Raw genomic sequence first — 18,097 nt, 5'->3', positions numbered from 1 at the left:
CCCCGCCCCGCCCCGTGCGAGCGTGGGCCGGGCGTCGTGGGGCGCGGCGGGTCGCTCACCCCATGGCCAAGTCCTCCTGCTCCGCCCGCAGCCGGAGCTCCCGGCCCTTCCAGCGCCTGCGCAGCCAGCGGTCGTGGCTGGCCAGGACGATGGCTCCGGGGCCCGTGCCCAGGGCCTCCTCCAGTTCGTCGCACAGGCGCGGGGACAGGTGGTTCGTGGGCTCGTCGAGCAGCAGGAGTTCCGGCGGGCGCGCCGTCAGCACGGCCAGGGCGAGCCTGCGGCGCTGGCCGACCGACACATGTCCCACCGGCTTGTCGAGGTCTCCCTCATGCATCAGGCCGAGTGAGGTCAGGGGTACCGTCTCGGCCCGTTCGAAGCCCAGCGCCAGCTCGTAGGTCTCCCGGACGGTCCGGTCCGGCCGGGCGAACTCCGTGTCCTGGGCGAGCATCCCCACCGTCAGCCCCGGCCGCCGTTCCACCTCGCCCTCGCCGGACAGACCCTCGGCCGCGAGGCCCCCGGCGAGCACCGCGAGGAGCGTCGACTTCCCCGCGCCGTTGCCGCCCGTGACCAGCAGCCGTTCGGTCGCCGTGACATGAAGGCGTTCGACGGCAAGGCGGCCCGGGACCCGTACCCCGCGCAGGGAGACGAGGGTGCCGTCCGGCGACGGCCCGGCCAGTGAGGTGTACCGGAACCGCAGGGGCGGGGGCGGCTCACCGATCCGGTTACGCTCCAGATCGTCCAGCCGGCGGGAGGCGTTGCGGACCCGGCGAGCGATCTGGCTCTGCACACGGCCGGCCCGCACGCCGTACCCCATCTTCTCGTTGTCACGCGGAGCGCGGTCCGGCGCGACCATGCGCGCGGTCACGTCGGCCGAACGACGCAGTGCAGCGAGCTCCTGCTGCTCCTCGGCATGACGCCGCTCCCAGCGTGCCCGTTCGGCCCGCTTCTCGGTCAAGTAGGTGCTGTAGTTGCCGCCGTACCGTACGGGGCCGTCCACGGCCGGATCGAGGTCGACCAGGTCCGTGCAGACGGCGTCGAGGAAGGCCCGGTCGTGACTGGCGATCACCACCGGCCCCGGCATGCCGCGCAGTTGCTCCTCCACGAACGCGGCGGCCTCGTCGTCGAGGTGGTTGGTCGGCTCGTCCAGCAGCAGGGCGGAGGGGCGTCGCACCAGCAGCGCGGCGAGTGCCAGACGGCCGCGCTGCCCGCCCGAGAGCGAGCCGAGGGTCCGCCCGTGCGACAGCGCCGCGAGGCCGAGTCCGGTGAGCAGGATCGCGGCGCGCCGGTCGGCGTCCCACGTCTCGCGTTCCTCGGCCTGTTCGAGCCGAGCGCCGTACGCCTCCAGGAGTGCGGCGTGGTCGGGGGAGCTCTGCGGGGTGCGCGCGAGCAGTCCGGAGAGCCGGTCGAGCTCCGTCAGGTCCGCCCGGGCTTCACGCAGCGCATCGTCCAGCACGTCGGCGATCGTCGCCCCCGTGTCGAACGTCATCTCCTGGTGCAGGAAGCCCGCTTCGGCGGGCCGGACGACGCTGCCCGAGTCGGGTTCGTCCGCACCGGCGAGGAGCCGCAGCAGAGTCGACTTACCGACTCCGTTCTCCCCGATCAGGCCGATCCGGTGGCCGGGCGACGCGGTGAGCGACACCCCGTCGAGCACGCGCCGCGTACCGAGGGTGCGGACGAGATCGTGGGCGAGCAGGGCCGGCGGGGGTGTGGGGTGACCCATCTGGTTGCCTCCAACGTGGTCGGTTGTCGGCCCGCCGGGCGAGGCCTCGGGCGCGGGCCGGGACGTCACGTCAGCGGGTCACGTCTGCGGCGCTCCGGTCTCCACCAGCTCCCCGTCGGCCAGCCTCAACCACCGGCCCACCCCGATCCGTTCAAGGAACCGCTCGTCATGGCTGACCACCACGAACGCCCCCCGGTAGGAGCCCAGGGCGCTCTCGAGCTGACCGACGCTGACCAGGTCGAGGTTGTTGGTCGGCTCGTCCAGCAGGAGCAGCTGAGGGGCCGGCTCCGCACACAGGACGCAGGCCAGGGTGGCCCGCAGCCTTTCGCCGCCGGACAGCACACGGACGGGCAGGTGGGCGCGGTCGCCGCGGAACAGGAAGCGCGCGAGCAGGTTCATCCGTTCCGCCTCCGATTTGTGCGGGGCGAACGCGGCGAAGTTCTCGGCCACCGTGCGGTCGAGGGCGAGCAGGTCGAGGCGTTGTGAGAGGTACGCGATCCGCCCCTCGGCCCGCCTGATCTCTCCGCCGTCCAGAGGGAGATCGCCTCTGACCAGTCGCAACAGGGTGCTTTTACCTGCCCCGTTGGGTCCGGTGAGCGCGATGCGTTCGGGACCCCGGATCGTCAGGTCCACGCCCTGCCCGGAGAACTGTTCCCGGTCTCCGTGACGGACCCGGAGTCCTTCACCGAGCAGGACGGTGCGTCCGGCCGGAACGTCGGTGTCCGGGAGATCGAGCGTGATGTGCTGATCGTCGCGCACGGCCCGGCCCGCCTCGTCCAGTCTGGTCTTGGCTTCACCGACCCGGGCGGCATGCGTCTGACCTGCCCGGCCGGCGGACTCCTGGGCGCCCCGCTTCATGTTCCCGGCGAAGATGCGCGGCAGCCCCGCGTTCTTGAGATTGCGGGCGGCGTTGCTCGCTCGGCGCTCGGCCCGTTCACGGGCCTGCTGCAGCTCCCGCTTCTCCCGCTTCAGTTCCTGCTCGGCATTGCGGACGTTCTTCTCGGCCACTTCCTGCTCGGACCGTACGGACTCCTCGTAGGCAGTGAAGTTGCCTCCGTACAGCCGTAGTTCGACCGGGTTCAGTTCGGCGATGCGGTCCATGCGGTCGAGGAGGGCCCGGTCGTGGCTGACGAGGAGCAGCGTGCCGTTCCATGCCTCCAGGGTGTCGTGGAGCGTGCGGCGTGCGTCGATGTCCAGGTTGTTGGTCGGCTCGTCGAGCAGGAGCACATCGGGCCGCTTCAGCAACTGGGCGGCCAGCCCGAGCGAGACGACCTGGCCGCCGCTGAGCGTGCCGATGCCGCGGTCGAGGGAGATCGCCTCCAGCCCGAGCCGGTCCAGCTGGGCGCGGGTGCGTTCCTCGATGTCCCAGTCGTCGCCGATGACCGCGAAGTGGTCCTCGCCCACGTCGCCGGACTCGACGGCGTCCAGCGCGCGGATCACCGCGTCGACACCCAGGACCTCGGCCACCGACAGATCGCCGGTCAGCGGCAGGCTCTGTGGGAGATGGCCGAGCGTGCCGTCCACGGTCACGGATCCCGCCGCGGGCGTCAGCTCCCCGGCAATCAGCTTGAGCAGGGTGCTCTTGCCCGCTCCGTTGGGCGCGACGAGGCCCGTACGGCCCGTGCCCACGGTGAAGGAGAGGCCGGCGAAGACGGGGGTGGCGTCGGGCCAGGAGAAGGAGAGGTTCGAGCAGATGACGGATGCGTCGGACATAGGGGAGACCTCGCGTGTGAATCCGGGGTCGGCACGGACTGCCGCCCCGGAGGAGTGGCCGAAAAGGGGACAACGACATGGCCACTGCGGCGGCCCCTGGGGCGCCGCGCGGTAGCCGGTCAGATCCGGGTATCACCCGGAGATGTCGTCGTCGCCTGCCATGTCTGGTCTCCTCGTTACACGCTGAACGGCCTGACGATCTTAGCAAACGCCCCCTGCGGCGTGGCGAAGGCTGCTCAGGTCGAGCGGCGGGGAAGGCCGGGCCTCCCGCCTCCTGCGGATATCGCGGAGTGCGAGCGTCGATGTCGCTCCGGCCCCGTCATGTCGCCGGCACCCGGACGTACCGTTCGGTGATGTGCAGATCGGCCTCGATGCGTCCGGCCGTTGTGCGCAGGCGGGGCAGCACATCCGTGACGCAGTCCTCCAGCGTGCGGCTGCTGCTGTGCATGGCCACGTTGACTGCTGCCACGACCGTGCCACGGCGGTCGTGGACGGGGACGGCGACCGAGCGCAGACCGACCTCCAACTCCTCGTCGACCAGTGCGTAGCCCTGCGCCCGTACGCGTTCCAGGCCCGCGCGGAGCTCGTCGGGACGGGTGACGGTGTACGGGGTCAGGGCCTTCGGCTGCGTCCGGGCGAGAAGGCGTTCGCGCTCCGCCGGCGGCAGGGCGGCAAGCAGGACCCGGCCCATCGAGGTCGCGTGCGCGGGAAAGCGTGTGCCGACGGTGATGTTGACGTTCATGATGCGCTGGGTCGCCACGCGCCCGGTGTACTGGACGTCATCGCCGACGAGAACCGCGAGCGAGGCCGAGTCCCGGACCTGTCCGGTCAGCGCGGCGAGGTGGGGCTGGGCGATCTGCGGAAGCGTCGCGCGGGACAACGGCGGGTAGCCGAGGGCCAGTACGCGCGGGGTGAGGCGGTGGTCCCGGCCCCGTACGGTGACGTAACCGAGGTGCTCCAGGGTGATCAGCGCCCGCCGGGCGGTCGCCCTGGCCAGCCCGGTCGCCCGGGCGGTGTCGGTCAGCGTCAGCACGCTCCGGCCCTCGCCGAACGCGGCCAGGACGGTCAGGCCCCGTGCGAGCGACTCGTTGAACTCACGCCCCAGTTCCTGCTTGGACGCCCCGGTCCAGGAGGCCAGGGCGGTGGGGGAGTCCGGAGTGACGGCGGGCGTGGCCTGCCGGAGGTCCTGCTCCATGGCCGCGGCGGCCGCCAGTACCCGGGGCAGCAGGGTGTCGCGCAGGGAGGCTGCGGTGTGCCGGCTGGTGTGACTCACGACGCTGACGAGACAGGCCACGTCGCCCGCCGGGAAGCGGACCGGCGCGGCGAGGGCGACGAGGCCGGGCTCGATCAACTGGTCGTCGAGAGCCCAGCCGTCGCGGCCCGCCCGTCCCGCCCGCGCGGCGAACTCCTTCTCGTCCGTGGGCGGGCGCCGGGGGACCGCGGGGAAAGCGAGGCCGTCCGGGTCCGTGGCCCGCTGCTCCCGCCAGCGCTGCCACTCCCGCTCATCCCAGCCGGCCGCCAACAGCGGTCCGGGGGCGGTGCGTTCGGCGGGCAGTAGATCCCCGATGCGGAAGCTCAGCGACATCGCGCGGCGACGGGTGGCCTGGTGGATGAAGCGGATGCCGTCGCCGTCGCCGACCGCGAGGGACACCGACTCGTCGAGCTCGTCGGCCAGTGCGTCGGCGCGCCCGCCGAGCAGCGAGGGGAGCCGGAGGGCGGAGAGGTAGGCGTTGCCGAGTTCCATCAGGTGCGGGGCGAGCGTGACGTCGCGGCCGTCCAGGCGCACGTACTCCATACGGGCCAGGGTGGCGGTGATCCGGTCCACCGTGGACCGGGCCAGACCGGTGGCGCGCTCGATGGCGCTGGGGCTCATCGTCCCGCCCTCGTCGGTGAGCCGGCGCAGCACCGCGATGCCACGCATGAGCGGGGCGACGGCTTCGGCGGGGGCCGGTGGCTCGTTCTGCTGGAGCGTGTGAGTCGGTGGCATCGGCTCTCCGTCGTGCGTGGTGGGAACACAGTAGTGAACACCGGCAGGTGAGGGCTGCTCGCCCGGCGGCGGGGCGCCGACCGTTGACAGGCGCCGGGGCGGGCGGCAGACTCCGGACCAAGAATAGTGAAAGAAACTTCACTATGCGAACAAGTGTGAGGAAACGGTCCCATGGACAAGGTGGTCGCCTCCGCCGCGCAAGCCGTGGCCGACGTGCCGGACGGCGCCTCGGTCGCGGTGGGCGGCTTCGGACTCAGCGGCGTCCCCGACGCCCTGATCGCGGCCCTCCACGAACGCGGGACCCAGGACCTGCGCGTCGTGTCCAACAACTGCGGCGCGCAGGACTCCGGGCTCGCGATCCTGCTGGCTGCCGGACGGATCAGCCGTGTCACCGGCTCGTACATCGGCGGCAACAAGGAGTTCGGCCGCCAGTACCTGGCCGGTGAGCTGGAGCTCGAACTCATCCCGCAGGGCACCCTCGCCGAGCGCCTGCGTGCCGGCGGCTCGGGCATCCCGGCGTTCTACACTCCGGCGGGCGTCGGCACTCTCGTCGCCGACGGCGGAATGCCCTGGCGCTACGACGGCAACGGCGGCGTCGCCGTCACCTCCCCGGCCAAGGAGGTGCGCGACTTCGACGGCACCCCCTACGTCCTGGAGCGCGGAATCCGCACCGATTTCGCCCTGGTCAGGGCGGCCAGGGGAGACCGGCACGGGAATCTCGTCTTCAACAAGGCGTCCCGCAACTTCAACCCGCTCGCCGCCATGGCCGGCCGGATCACGATCGCCGAGGTCGAAGAACTGGTCGAGCCCGGCGAGATCGACCCCGACCACGTACATCTGCCCGGCATCTTCGTACGGCGCGTGGTCGCTCTGACCCCGGAACAGGCCGCCGACAAGCGGATAGAGCAGCGCACCGTGACACCGCGAACCCACCCTGACGAGGACGGTCACCGATGAGCTGGAACCGCCAGGAGATGGCCGCCCGCGCCGCCGCGGAGCTCCGCGACGGCGAGTACGTCAACCTGGGCATCGGCCTGCCGACGCTGATCCCCAACCACCTGCCCGACGGCGTGCACGTCGTCCTCGAATCCGAGAACGGCATCCTGGGCACCGGCCCCTTCCCGTACGAGGAGGACGTCGATCCCGACCTGATCAACGCGGGCAAGGAGACGGTGACCGTCCTGCCGGGTGCCTCGTTCTTCGACTCGGCGCTCTCCTTCGGGATGATCCGCGGAGGCCACATCGACACGGCCGTGCTCGGTGCCATGCAGGTGTCCGCCCGCGGCGACCTGGCCAACTGGGCCGTACCCGGCAAGCTCGTGACCGGGATCGGCGGCGCCATGGACCTCGTGCACGGGGCCCGCCGCGTCATCGTGACGATGACCCACACCGCCAAGGACGGCAGCCCGAAGATCGTCGCGGAGTGCAGCCTGCCCCTCACCGGCCGGTCCTGCGTCCACCGCGTCATCACGGATCTGGCGGTTCTGGACGTGACCCCCGGCGGTCTGGTCCTGGTCGAGACCGCACCGGGCGTAGACATCGCCGAGGTGCTGGCCAGGACCGCCGCACCGGTCCGCCTACCCGAGGAGACCACGCCGTGAGGCCCGGGCCCCACGCCCGGGTGACCACGGCGTCAGACCGAGCGGTGAACGTACGCATCGCCCCGCACAGCGCCGCCCAGCCCCGCACCGCGCACGGCCGGTAGCCGTTCCCCGTACCGGAAGGAAGCACCCCCGCCCCATGAGCAACCCATCCGCCCCGGCCGCCCCCCGCTCACCGGCCCAGGCCGACATCACCGCCGAGATCGCCGCGGCGCGCGAGTACTACGCCGCAGCCCTCGCCGCCGGCGCACCTGTGCGCTCTCACCCCGTCCGGGACTACGCCCCCTACCGCAGCAGCACCCTGAGGCACCCGAAGCGGCCGCTGATCGACGTGGGCGCCGATCCGGAGGCCGTCGAGCTGTCAGGACCCGTCTTCGGCGTCACCGACATCACCGATCTCGACCACGACCTGACCCGACAGCACCACGGCGAACCGCTGGGGGAGCGGATCTCGGTCACCGGGCGGGTCCTCGACCGGGCGGGCCGTCCCGTGCGCGGCCAGCTCGTCGAGATCTGGCAGGCCAACGCATCCGGCCGCTACGCCCATCTGCGCGACCAGCACCCCGCCCCCCTCGACCCGAACTTCACCGGCGTGGGCCGCTGCCTGACCGACCAACAGGGCGCCTACTCCTTCGTCACCGTCAAGCCGGGCGCCTACCCCTGGCGCAACCACACCAACGCATGGCGTCCCGCGCACATCCACTTCTCGTTGTTCGGCGCCGCGTTCACCCAGCGACTCGTCACCCAGATGTACTTCCCCGGCGACCCGCTCTTCGCCTACGACCCGATCCTCCAGTCCGTCACCGACGACGCCGCCCGCGGCCGTCTCGTCGCGGCGTACGACCATGACCTGTCCACCCCCGAATGGTCGCTCGGCTACCGCTGGGACATCGTCCTCGACGGCCCGTCCGCCACCTGGATCGAGGAGGGCCGCTGATGTCCGCCGCCGTCTCCGCTGCTGCATCCGGCGAGCTCCTGCCCACCCCGTCCCAGACCGTCGGGCCCTTCTACGGGTACGCGCTGCCCTTCGCGGGCGGCGGCGACATCGCCCCCGCCGGCCACCCCGGCACCGTGGTCCTGCACGGCCACGTCCTCGACGGGGCCGGTGAGCCGGTGCCCGACGCCGTCGTCGAGGTGTGGCAGCCGGCACCCGACGGTTCCCGGCGGGGGGCGCCCGGCTCCCTGCGCCGCGACCCGGTCACGGGGGCGGTCATCGGCCGCCACGGAGTCGCGTTCACCGGCTTCGGCAGGGTGGCCACGGACGCCGACGGGCATTACACAGTACGGACGCTGCCGCCGGGCGGAGCCCCGTACCTCGCGCTCGCCGTCTTCGCCCGCGGCCTGACGCATCACCTGCACACCCGCGCCTATCTGCACGACGCCCCAGGCCTCGCACAGGACCGTTTGCTCGCGGGGCTTCCCGAGGAGCGCAGGGCCACGCTCCTCACGACGCCGGAAGACACCGGCATCCACCGATTCGACATCCGTCTGCAGTGCGACGGCGTACACGAGGAGACGGTCTTCCTTGACTTCGGATGAAGCGGCGGCGGACGTCGGCCTGCTGGCACCGGTCCGCGCCGGCACCGCGGTCGAGAACGTGACCGGCGATGCCGCGTACGTACGCGCGCTGCTCGATGCCGAGGTGGCGCTCGCCCGCGCGCAGGAATCGCTCGGCCGGGCCCCGGCCGGGTCGGCGGACGCCATCGCCTCGGCCGCTCGTGACGCGGCCCGGTTCGACCCACGCCTGCTGGCGCTGCGGGCCCGTCCGGGCGGCAACCCGGTCATCCCGCTGGCCGCCGACCTGACGGCAGCCGTCGCCGAAGAGTCGCCGGAGGCCGCCGCCCACGTCCACCGGGGCGCGACCAGCCAGGACATCCTCGACACCGCCGCCATGCTGGTGGCGTCCGAGGCCCTGCGCCTGATCCTGGCCGACCTCGACCGCGCCGCCGCCGCTCTGGCCACCACCGCCGCCGAGCACCGCGACACACCGATGGCGGGCCGTACCCTCACCCAGCACGCCGTGCCGACGACGTTCGGTCTCAAGGCCGCGGGCTGGCGCAGCCTGGTCCTCGACGCGCACGACCGGACCACGGCGGTCCGGGCTGCCCTCCCGGTGCAACTGGGCGGTGCGGCAGGGACACTGGCGGCCTTCGCTGCCTTCGCCGGGTCTCCGAACCCGGTCATGGGGACGCCCGACGCGCCGGGCGACGAGACGGGGACCGAGGACACCGGGCTCGGCCTCGTCGAGGCGTACGCCACCGCGACCGGGCTGGCCGTACCGTCGCTGCCCTGGCACACCCTGCGCACCCCGGTCGCCGACCTCGGCGGAGCCCTGGCCTTCACCGCCGGAGCCCTCGGGAAATTCGCCGCGGATGTCCTCGTCCTCTCCCGTACCGAGATCGGCGAAGTGGCCGAGAGCACCGGCGGAGGATCGTCGGCGATGCCCCACAAGGCCAATCCGGCCCGTGCCGTCCTCATCGCCTCGGCCGCCCGCCAGGTCCCCGCGCTCGCAGGGATCCTGTACGGGGCCCTCGCAGCGGAGGACGAGCGCCCGCCCGGCGCGTGGCATGCGGAATGGCAGCCTCTGCGGGAGGCGCTACGCATGGTCGGCGGTGCCGCCGAGGGGGCTGCCGGCCTTGCCGAAGGGCTGCGTGTCCGCCCCGGGCGCATGCGTGAGAACCTCGACGCCACCGGGGGACTGATCGTCAGCGAACGGATCGTCGCCGTCCTTTCGGCCAGGATCGGACGGTCCGCGGCCCGCACCGCGGTGACCGACGGAGCCGCCCGCGCGGCCGGAGAGGGACTCGACCTCCACGAAGTCCTTGCCCAGGACCCGGCGCTGGCGGGCGTGGTGCCGCCGGACGAACTGAGGGCTCTCAGCGACCCTTCCGGATACACCGGCTCGGCCGGCCCCCTCGTCGACCGTGCGCTGCGCCGCCGGACCGGGGGGACGGTTCCGGAATGACGTGCACGCCGCTCACCACGACCTCGACACGCATCGGTTGCCAGGCGACGGCGGACCCGCGCCGCGCACTCCCGGAAGCCGCTGCCCCGCACCCATCGCATCCGGCACCGGCCGGTCCAGGAGCCCCGTGACCACCCCGACCGCACCCACCACGCGCCTGCTCCACCACCTGGTGGACGGCCCCCTCGCCGGACCGCCCCTCATTCTCGGGCCGTCCCTCGGCACCGCGCTGTCCATATGGGACCCACAGATCACCGGACTGGCTCGCGACCACCGCGTCGTCCGCTGGGACCTGCCCGGACACGGCGGCACCCCCGCCTCCCTGTTCCCCGCAGGCGGGGGCATCGCCGAACTGGGCCTGCAGGTGCTCCGTCTCGCCGACGCCCTCGGCATCGAGCGGTTCGCCTACGGGGGCATATCCCTCGGTGGCGCGGTGGGGAGCTGGCTGGCCGTCCACCACCCCGCACGGATCACGTCCCTCGCACTCGTCTGTTCCTCGGCGCGCTTCGGCGACCCGCAGGCATGGCGTGAACGTGCCGCCCGCGTAAGAACCGAGGGCATCGGCCCGGTGGCCGGCACGGCAGCGGCCCGCTGGTTCACCGCGGACTTCACCGGCAGCCCCGCGGCCCGTGCCGTCCTGGCCGACGTGCGTGACGTCGACCCGTACGCCTACGCCGCGCTGTGCGATGCCCTCGCCGCACATGACCTGCGCGGCGAACTGGCACGCATCACCGCCCCCACGCTCGTCGTCGCGGGCCGCGACGATCCCGCGACCCCGGTCACCCACGCCCGCGAACTGGCCGACTCAATCCCCGGTTCGACGCTGGTAGAACTCCCGGGTGCCTCACACCTGGCCAATCTCGAGCGGCCCGCGCCCGTGACATCGGCACTGCTCAGCCATTTCGCGACCGCGACGGCCACCGACGACGTCTCCCGTCACAGCGCGGGTCTCGCGGTACGGCGCAGCGTCCTCGGCGATGCGCACGTCGACCGGGCCATCGCCCGGACCACGCCCTTCACCGCTGTATTCCAGGACTTCATCACCCGTTACGCCTGGGGGGAGGTGTGGACCCGGCCCGGTCTCGACCATCGGACCCGGCGCTGCCTCACCCTCACCGCCCTGGTGGCCCGCGGCCACCACGAGGAGCTGGACATGCATCTGCGGGCCGCGCTCGTCAGCGGCGACCTCACCCCGGGAGACGTCCGGGAGGTCCTGCTCCAGGCAGCCGTCTACTGCGGGGTCCCGGCCGCCAACGCCGCGTTCGCCGCGGCCGACCGGATCCTCACCGAAATATCCGATGCCGCCAAGGAGAAGTAGTCCATGCACACGACCGTAGGGATCATCGGCGGCGGCCCGGCGGGCCTTCTGCTCGCCCGCCTGCTGCACCGCGCAGGCGTGGACTGCGTGGTCCTGGAAAGTCGAGACCGGGCGTACGTCGAACAGCGTCAGCGCGCCGGGATTCTCGAACAGCCCACCGTGGACGCGCTCCGCGAGGCAGGCGCCGCCGATCGCCTCGACGCCGAGGGCCTGGTGCACGACGGCATCGAGCTGCGCTGGGACGGCCGGGCCCACCGCGTGGACTTCCCCTCGCTCACCGGCGGGCGCCGGGTGTGGGTCTACGCCCAGACCGAGGTCGTCAAGGACCTCATTGCCCTCCAACTGGCCGACGGCGCACGGCTGTTCTTCGAGGCGCAGGTCACCTCGGTCGAGGACGCCGACACCGGCCGTCCGACCGTCCGCTACACCCACGAGGGTCGCGAGGAGGTGCTCACCTGCGACTACGTCGTGGGGTGCGACGGATTCCACGGCGTCACCCGGTCCGCGATCCCGGCCGGGGTGCAGCGCACGCACGACCGGGTGTACCCGTACTCATGGCTGGGGATCCTGGCCGACGTACCGCCGTCGTGCGACGAACTGATCTACGCCCACTCGCCGCGCGGCTTCGCCCTGCACAGCATGCGGTCGCCCGAGGTCAGCCGGCTCTACCTACAGGTGCCCAACGGCACCGACCCCGCCGACTGGTCCGACGAGCGGATCTGGGACGAGCTCGACGCCCGCTTCGCCGTGGACGGGGACTGGAAACTGCGACGCGGCCCCATCACGTCGAAGTCCGTTCTGCCGATGCGCAGTTCCGTCACCGAGCCCATGCGGTACGGCCGGGTCTTCCTCGCCGGTGACGCCGCCCACATCGTGCCACCGACCGGGGCGAAGGGGCTCAACCTGGCGGCGGCCGACGTCGTGGTGCTGGCCCGCGCTCTGACGCGTCAGCTCACGAACGGATCGTCCGACCTGCTGGACGCCTACTCCGACACCTGTCTGAGCCGGGTGTGGCGGGCCGAGCACTTCTCGTACTTCATGACCACCATGCTCCACACCGACCCCGGGCAGAGCGGTTTCGACACCCGGTTGCAGATCTCTCAGCTGGACAGGATCGCCTCCTCGCCGCATGCCGCCGCCGAACTCGCGCAGAACTACGCGGGCCTGCCCCTGCCGTAGGGGCGGTCCCACCAGGAGGATCTCCGTGGATCTCACGGTCCAGCAACTGCGCTGCCTCGCCGCCGTGACACACGAGCCCCCTTTCGCCCGTGCCGCTCAGCACCTGCGCCGGCGCTTCTCCGACTGAACAGCGAAGTGCCGATTGGCCCACTTGGAGCGCGCTGAATTGCCCCACAGGAGTGAGCCGCTCCCCGCGTATCGTCATCGCCATGCCGAACCTACTGCCGTCGCCCGGATCTCAACGCACACTTGCACTCGCCCAGTTGAGCAACTCGTGTGGCGACGGTGCCTACTACGTCACGTCGGCCCTCTATTTCACTCATGTGGTGGGACTCGCCCCCGCCAGGATCGGGCTCGGCCTCACCGTGGCCTGGGCCGTCGGCTCCGTCGTCGGGGTACCTCTGGGCCGGATCGCCGACCGCAGGGGCCCGCGGGGAACAGCGGTCCTGCTCGCCCTCGCGACCGCGGTCGCGGTCGCGTCCTTCCTCGTCGTACGGGACTTCGCGCTGTTCCTCGCGGCCGCCTGTCTCTACGCCACCGCGCAGTCCGGTCTCGCCGCCGCCCGCCAGGCGCTGCTCGCGGGCCTGGTCGCCAAGGAGGAGCGCACCGGCGCGCTCGCCCATCTGCAGTCGACGCTCAACGCGGGTCTCGCCGTGGGCGCCGCACTCGGCGGCCTCGCCCTGTCCGCCGGTACCACTGCGGCGTACCTTGCGATCTTCGCCATCGACGCCGCGAGTTTCCTGCTCTGCGCACTCGTCCTGCTGCGGCTGCCGGCTGTCGCGGCGGTGGCCCCGGACGCCCATGCGGAACTCGCGGTACTGCGGGACCGGCCCTACACCGTCGTCACGCTCCTGAACACCGTGCTGCTCCTGCGCATGCCGCTGCTCAGCCTCGGACTGCCGCTGTGGATCACCGAGCGGACCGAGGCCCCCGAGTGGCTGGTCTCCGCCCTCTTCGTCCTCAACACCGGTGCTGTGATGCTCTTCCAGGTGCGAACGGCCCGCTCCGTCAACGGGATCTCCACCGCCGCCCGGGCCCTTCGCCGCTCGGGTGTACTCATGGTCCTCACCTGCGGCGTCTTCGCCCTGTCGGCGGTGGACTCCCGATGGGGAGCGGTGAGCGCCCTGGTCGGTGGCTCCGTGCTGCTGGTGGCGGCCGAGATGCTCCACTCGGCCGGCTCCTGGCAGTTGTCCTTCGACCTGGCACCGGAGGGACGCACCGGCGAGTACCAGGGCTTCTTCGGCACCGGCGTCACCGTCGCCCGCACGCTCGGGCCCCTCCTTCTCACCGCGCTGCTGGTGGGCTGGGGCACGGCAGGCTGGCTGCTGCTCGGGGGACTGGTCCTCGCCGCGTCGTACGGGCTGGGGCCGGCGGCCCGTCGGGCGGCGAGGACCTGCAGGGAGCCGTTCCCCGCACCGGCCGTCGCGCGGGGCGTCCGAGCGGGCGCCCGGACATAAGGGATCCGCCCCATCGTGTGCACGTCCAGAAGGTTGGCTTCCGTAGCCCGATTGGCGGCGGAAGACGGGCGGGGCTAACGTCGGGGGAGTGAACGACTGCGTTCACTGACGGCTTGAGTGGCAAGTGGCAAGCAATCCGATGACGGGCTCGCACGCGACATCCCCACGACAGGCTGCCGAATCCCCCAAGAAGGGACGAGGCAGCGGGATCGCCCTTCTCGTCATCTGCTCATGCCAGTTGATGGTGGTCCTCGACATCACCATCGTGAACATCGCCCTCCCGCACATCCAGACCTCGCTGGGCTTCTCGACCGAGAACCTCTCCTGGGTCATCAACGCGTACACGCTGACGTTCGGCGGGCTGCTCCTGCTGGGCGGTCGCCTGGGGGACATCCTGGGCCGCCGCAGAGTCTTCATGTCAGGCGTCGCCCTCTTCGTCTTCGCCTCCCTGCTCGGTGGGCTCTCCCAGGAATCGTGGCAACTGCTGGCCGCACGTGCCCTCCAGGGTGTCGGAGGCGCGATCGCCTCGCCGACCGCCCTGTCGCTCATCACCACGACCTTCCGCGAAGGGCCGGAGCGCAACAGGGCGTTCGGGGTGTTCGCCGCCGTCTCGGCGGGAGGCAGTGCCATCGGGCTGCTGGCGGGCGGCATCCTGGTGGAGTGGCTCGACTGGCGCTGGATCTTCTTCGTCAACGTCCCCATCGGTCTGCTGATCGTGCTCGCCACCCGCCGCTACATCCGCGAGTCCGAGCGGCACCCAGGTCACTTCGACGTCGTGGGCGCACTGACGGCGACGTTCGGAATGGTATGCCTGGTCTACGGCTTCATTCGCGCCTCCGAGGAGGGCTGGAGCGACACGCTGACCCTGGCGGCCTTCGCTGCGGCCGTAGTGCTGCTGGCCGTCTTCATCGGGATCGAGAGCCGGTCCCGGCAGCCCATCACGCCACTGTGGATGTTCCGCGACCGCAACCGCGCCGGCACGTACGGGATGATGCTGAGCCTTGCCGCCGCGATGTTCGGGATGTTCTTCTTCCTGACCCTGTTCGTGCAGAACATCCTGAACTTCAGCCCTCTGAAGACGGGCCTCTCCTTCCTGCCGATCAGCGTGATCGTCGCGGTCGGTGCGGGGATCGCCTCCCGGCTGCTGCCCAAATGGGGTCCGAAACCCTTCATGGTGACGGGCGCACTCCTGGCCGCCGCCGGTCTGGGCTGGCTGACACAGACCGACGTCAACAGCTCGTATGTGGGCAGTCTCCTGGGCCCGGTGCTGGTGTTCGGCCTCGGCATGGGACTGCAGTTCGTCTCGCTCACGCTGATGGCCGTCTCCGGGGTGGCCCCGCACGAGGCCGGAGCGGCGTCCGGCATCCTCAACACCACGCAACAGGTGGGCGGCTCCCTCGGCCTGTCCATCCTCGTCACGGTCTTCGGTACGGCCAGCCGTAACGAGGCCACCGACCAGGTGCCCAAGTTCCTCGCGGACGCGACACCGGCCCAGCTGGCGCAGTTCCGAAGGACCGGCCAGTTGCCGGGGCAGTGGGGCGATCAGGTCCTCGCATCGGGTGTCTCCAGCTCCTTCGTCGCCGCCGCGGTCTTCGCCGTCGTCGCCGCGCTGATCGCCCTGATCGTCATCCAGGTGCGTCCCTCGGACCTGGAGCGCCTGCGGGGCAACGGCACGATGCCGGGCTCGGAAGCGGTGGCCGAGCCGGCGGCGGAAGGTGCGGCGGGCGCCGGGGCACCCGGACCGGACGCACGGCCTTCGCCGCGCAGGGGCCGTGAGGACGGGCCCGGTCCTGAGCAGTGAAAGCGGCTCATGGGCACTGGGGCACTCGTGTGCCGTCAGGGACGTGCGGACCGGGTCCGGAGGGACTCGGCCCGCCTGCGGGCCGCCGGGCGGGCGTTCTGGCGTCCGTCCGGACGCATGCCGTCGGGCGGTGAACCGGCTACACCTTCGTCGTGGGAGCCCCCGCCCCCGTGGGTGTCCCGTCCTCGCGGGCCAGTCGGCTCGGCCACCACACCCGACGGCCGATGTCGAGGAAGAGCGAGGTGACCAGCACGGACCGCACGACCAGCGTGTCCAGCAGCACCCCCAGAGCCACCGCGAAACCGATCTCCGCGAAGCCCACCACCGGCAGGGTGCCGAGCGCCGCGAAGGTTCCCGCGAGGACCAGACCGGCCGAAGTGATGACCGCTCCGGTGGCGGCGAGCCCCGCCACCACACCGGTCCGGGTGCCCTGGAGGATCGCCTCCTCACGGATCCTGGTCGACAGGAAGATGTTGTAGTCGATGCCCAGGGCCACCAGGAACACGAAGACGAACAGCGGGAAGTCCGTCGACTCGCCCGCGTAGTCGAAGACGTGACGGAAGGCCAGGGCGCTGATGCCGAGCGCGGCGGCGAACGACAGCACCACCGTCGCGACCAGCACCACGGGCGCCACCACCGCGCGCAGCAGCAGGCCCAGGATGATCAGCACGACCAGCAGCACCAGGGGAATGATCAGCAGGTTGTCGTGCCTGATCGCGGTGTCCATGTCGAGCTGGGCCGCGGTGCTGCCGCCCACCTGGGCATCGGCGCCCGGCACCGCGTGCACCGCGTCGCGGACCCGCTCGACGGTGTCCTTGGCCCCGTCGCTGTCTGCCGGATCCCTCATCGTCGCCTCGAAGATGACCTGCCCGTTCGCCTCGGGCCGGGAACCGGGTGGCGTACCGACCGACCCGGGCACCACACCCCGGGTCGTCGCCACCGTGGCCCGCACCGCTGTGCCGCGGTCCGCCGCGGCGATGATCACCAGCGGATTGCCGCTGCCCCCGGGGAAGTACCGGTCCTGGATCTCCTGGCCGGTGATCGAGTCCGGCTTGCCGGTGAACGAGTCGGCGTTGCTGAGTCCGGAGGCGCGCAGTTGGATCAGACCCAAGGACAGTGCCGCGAGCACCAGGGCGGTGGCGACCCAGATCGTGCGGGGGCGGCGTGCCAGTCGTTCGCCCATCCGGGCCCAGACCCCGTGCTCGGTCGGCTCGGACGAGCCGAAGTGCGGGATCACCGGCCAGAAGACCCACCGTCCGAAGATCACGAGCAGCGCGGGCAGGAGGGTGAGCATGGCGACCAGCGCGATGGCCACGCCGATCGCGGCCACCGGGCCGAGCCCCCGGGTGGAGTTCATCTCCGCGACCAGCAGCACCAGCATGCCGAGCACCACGGTGCCACTGCTGGCCAGCACGGCCGGACCGGCCCGGTGCAGCGCCCGGGACATCGCCTCGTGCCGGTCCTGGTGCCGGCGCAGTTCCTCGCGGTACCGGGCCACGAGCAGCAGCGCGTAGTCCGTGCCCGCGCCGAACACCAGCACCGTGAGGATTCCCGCGCTCTGCCCGTTCACGGTCAGGCCCGCGTGCGCGGCGAGCAGATAGATCACCGCCTGCGCGCTGAAGAGCGCCGCCACGACCGCGATCACGGGCAGCAGAAGAAGGGTGGGGCTGCGGTAGGTGATCAGCAGCATGACGATCACGACCGCCAGCGCGGCGAACAACAGGGTCGAGTCGATGCCGGAGAATGCCTCCGCGGAGTCCGCCGTGACGCCCCCGGGACCGGTGACGTGCACGGCGAGACCGCCGCTGCTCGTCCCCACGATCTCCCGGATGGAATCGACCGCGGGCCGGATCCGCTCCCATCCCTTCTCGCCCATCGTGATGGGCACGAAGACCTGCGCGGCCATGGGCGCGGCCGGCCTGTTGTAGACGGGGCCCCGGGTCTGCGTGCCCAGCACGCCGTGCGCGTCCAGGGCACGCAACTGCCGCGTGTCGTCGACGATCCGCGCGCGGTCCGTCCTGGTCAGCCCGGTCTCCCGGGCGTAGACGACGATGGCGGTGATGACCTCGGGCCTGAAGGCCTTCGAGCTCTCCAGGACCTGCGTGGACTCCGCGCTGCTCGGCAGCCACGAAGTGGCGTCGTTGTCCTGGGCGTCGGTGAGCTTCTGGGCAAGTGGTGCCGCGATGACGAAGACGATCAGCCACAGTGCCACGACCAGCCACTTGGTGCGCCGGCCGCAGATGAGAGCGGCCACGCCCGGCCCTCGGCGCTGCTGTACGTCCGGCATGCCACTCCTCGTACTTCGTCATGAGTGACGTCGTCATCGAGGGGGAAGGCGGCGCCGGAGTGGCCCGCA

At 71.7% G+C, this 18,097-nt stretch carries 13 protein-coding genes; 9 read left to right on the top strand and 4 right to left on the bottom strand.

What is annotated here, in order from left to right:
* Positions 1-55: 55 nt before the first annotated feature.
* The 3 genes from OG538_RS01705 to OG538_RS01695 form a co-directional block, all read right to left on the bottom strand.
* On the bottom strand, positions 56-1,720 hold the full coding sequence (locus OG538_RS01705; protein WP_406089393.1) for an ABC-F family ATP-binding cassette domain-containing protein: 1,665 nt from the start codon (positions 1,718-1,720) through the stop codon (positions 56-58).
* A 78-nt stretch (positions 1,721-1,798) separates the two neighbouring features.
* Entirely contained in the window at positions 1,799-3,433 is a 1,635-nt protein-coding gene (gene abc-f, locus OG538_RS01700) for a ribosomal protection-like ABC-F family protein (protein WP_406089391.1), read from the bottom strand.
* A gap of 319 nt (positions 3,434-3,752) precedes the next feature.
* Positions 3,753-5,420, bottom strand: coding sequence for an IclR family transcriptional regulator C-terminal domain-containing protein (locus tag OG538_RS01695; RefSeq protein ID WP_406089390.1), 1,668 nt, complete (start codon positions 5,418-5,420; stop codon positions 3,753-3,755).
* A 171-nt stretch (positions 5,421-5,591) separates the two neighbouring features.
* On the opposite strand from OG538_RS01695, the gene OG538_RS01690 reads away from it, so the two are divergent.
* The 9 genes from OG538_RS01690 to OG538_RS01650 all read left to right on the top strand — a co-directional run bounded on the left by OG538_RS01690 (position 5,592) and on the right by OG538_RS01650 (position 15,741).
* Positions 5,592-6,377, top strand: coding sequence for a CoA transferase subunit A (locus OG538_RS01690; protein ID WP_406089388.1), 786 nt, complete (start codon positions 5,592-5,594; stop codon positions 6,375-6,377).
* Positions 6,374-7,021, top strand: a complete 648-nt coding sequence (locus tag OG538_RS01685; RefSeq protein ID WP_406089387.1) for a CoA transferase subunit B — start codon at positions 6,374-6,376, stop codon at positions 7,019-7,021. The genes OG538_RS01690 and OG538_RS01685 overlap by 4 nt, the downstream gene beginning before the upstream one ends.
* Before the next feature lie 139 nt (positions 7,022-7,160).
* Entirely contained in the window at positions 7,161-7,958 is a 798-nt protein-coding gene (gene pcaH / locus OG538_RS01680) for a protocatechuate 3,4-dioxygenase subunit beta (protein ID WP_406089385.1), read from the top strand.
* Entirely contained in the window at positions 7,958-8,560 is a 603-nt protein-coding gene (gene pcaG / locus OG538_RS01675; RefSeq protein ID WP_406089383.1) for a protocatechuate 3,4-dioxygenase subunit alpha, read from the top strand. The genes pcaH and pcaG overlap by 1 nt, the downstream gene beginning before the upstream one ends.
* Entirely contained in the window at positions 8,547-9,986 is a 1,440-nt protein-coding gene (pcaB, locus tag OG538_RS01670) for a 3-carboxy-cis,cis-muconate cycloisomerase (protein ID WP_406089381.1), read from the top strand. Before pcaG ends, pcaB begins: the two co-directional genes overlap by 14 nt.
* Before the next feature lie 127 nt (positions 9,987-10,113).
* Positions 10,114-11,304, top strand: coding sequence for an alpha/beta fold hydrolase (locus OG538_RS01665; RefSeq protein ID WP_406089379.1), 1,191 nt, complete (start codon positions 10,114-10,116; stop codon positions 11,302-11,304).
* A 3-nt stretch (positions 11,305-11,307) separates the two neighbouring features.
* The gene (locus tag OG538_RS01660; RefSeq protein WP_406089377.1) at positions 11,308-12,483 is read left to right on the top strand and encodes a 4-hydroxybenzoate 3-monooxygenase; all 1,176 of its coding nucleotides are present in this window, start codon (positions 11,308-11,310) and stop codon (positions 12,481-12,483) included.
* Between the two features lie 209 nt (positions 12,484-12,692).
* The gene (locus OG538_RS01655; protein ID WP_406089375.1) at positions 12,693-13,940 is read left to right on the top strand and encodes an MFS transporter; all 1,248 of its coding nucleotides are present in this window, start codon (positions 12,693-12,695) and stop codon (positions 13,938-13,940) included.
* A 139-nt stretch (positions 13,941-14,079) separates the two neighbouring features.
* Complete coding sequence (locus OG538_RS01650; protein WP_406099944.1) at positions 14,080-15,741, top strand: MFS transporter; 1,662 nt, start codon at positions 14,080-14,082, stop codon at positions 15,739-15,741.
* Positions 15,742-15,880: 139 nt separating this feature from the next.
* Here the strand turns inward: OG538_RS01650 and OG538_RS01645 are convergent, their stop codons facing one another.
* Entirely contained in the window at positions 15,881-18,028 is a 2,148-nt protein-coding gene (locus tag OG538_RS01645; protein WP_406089373.1) for an MMPL family transporter, read from the bottom strand.
* Between the last annotated feature and the right edge of the window lie 69 nt (positions 18,029-18,097).

The sequence above is a fragment of the Streptomyces sp. NBC_01013 genome (assembly GCF_045162765.1).
Lineage (GTDB): Bacteria > Actinomycetota > Actinomycetes > Streptomycetales > Streptomycetaceae > Streptomyces.
The sequence above is the reverse complement of the archived record's forward strand: the minus strand, read 5'-3'. Positions and strand labels throughout refer to the sequence as shown.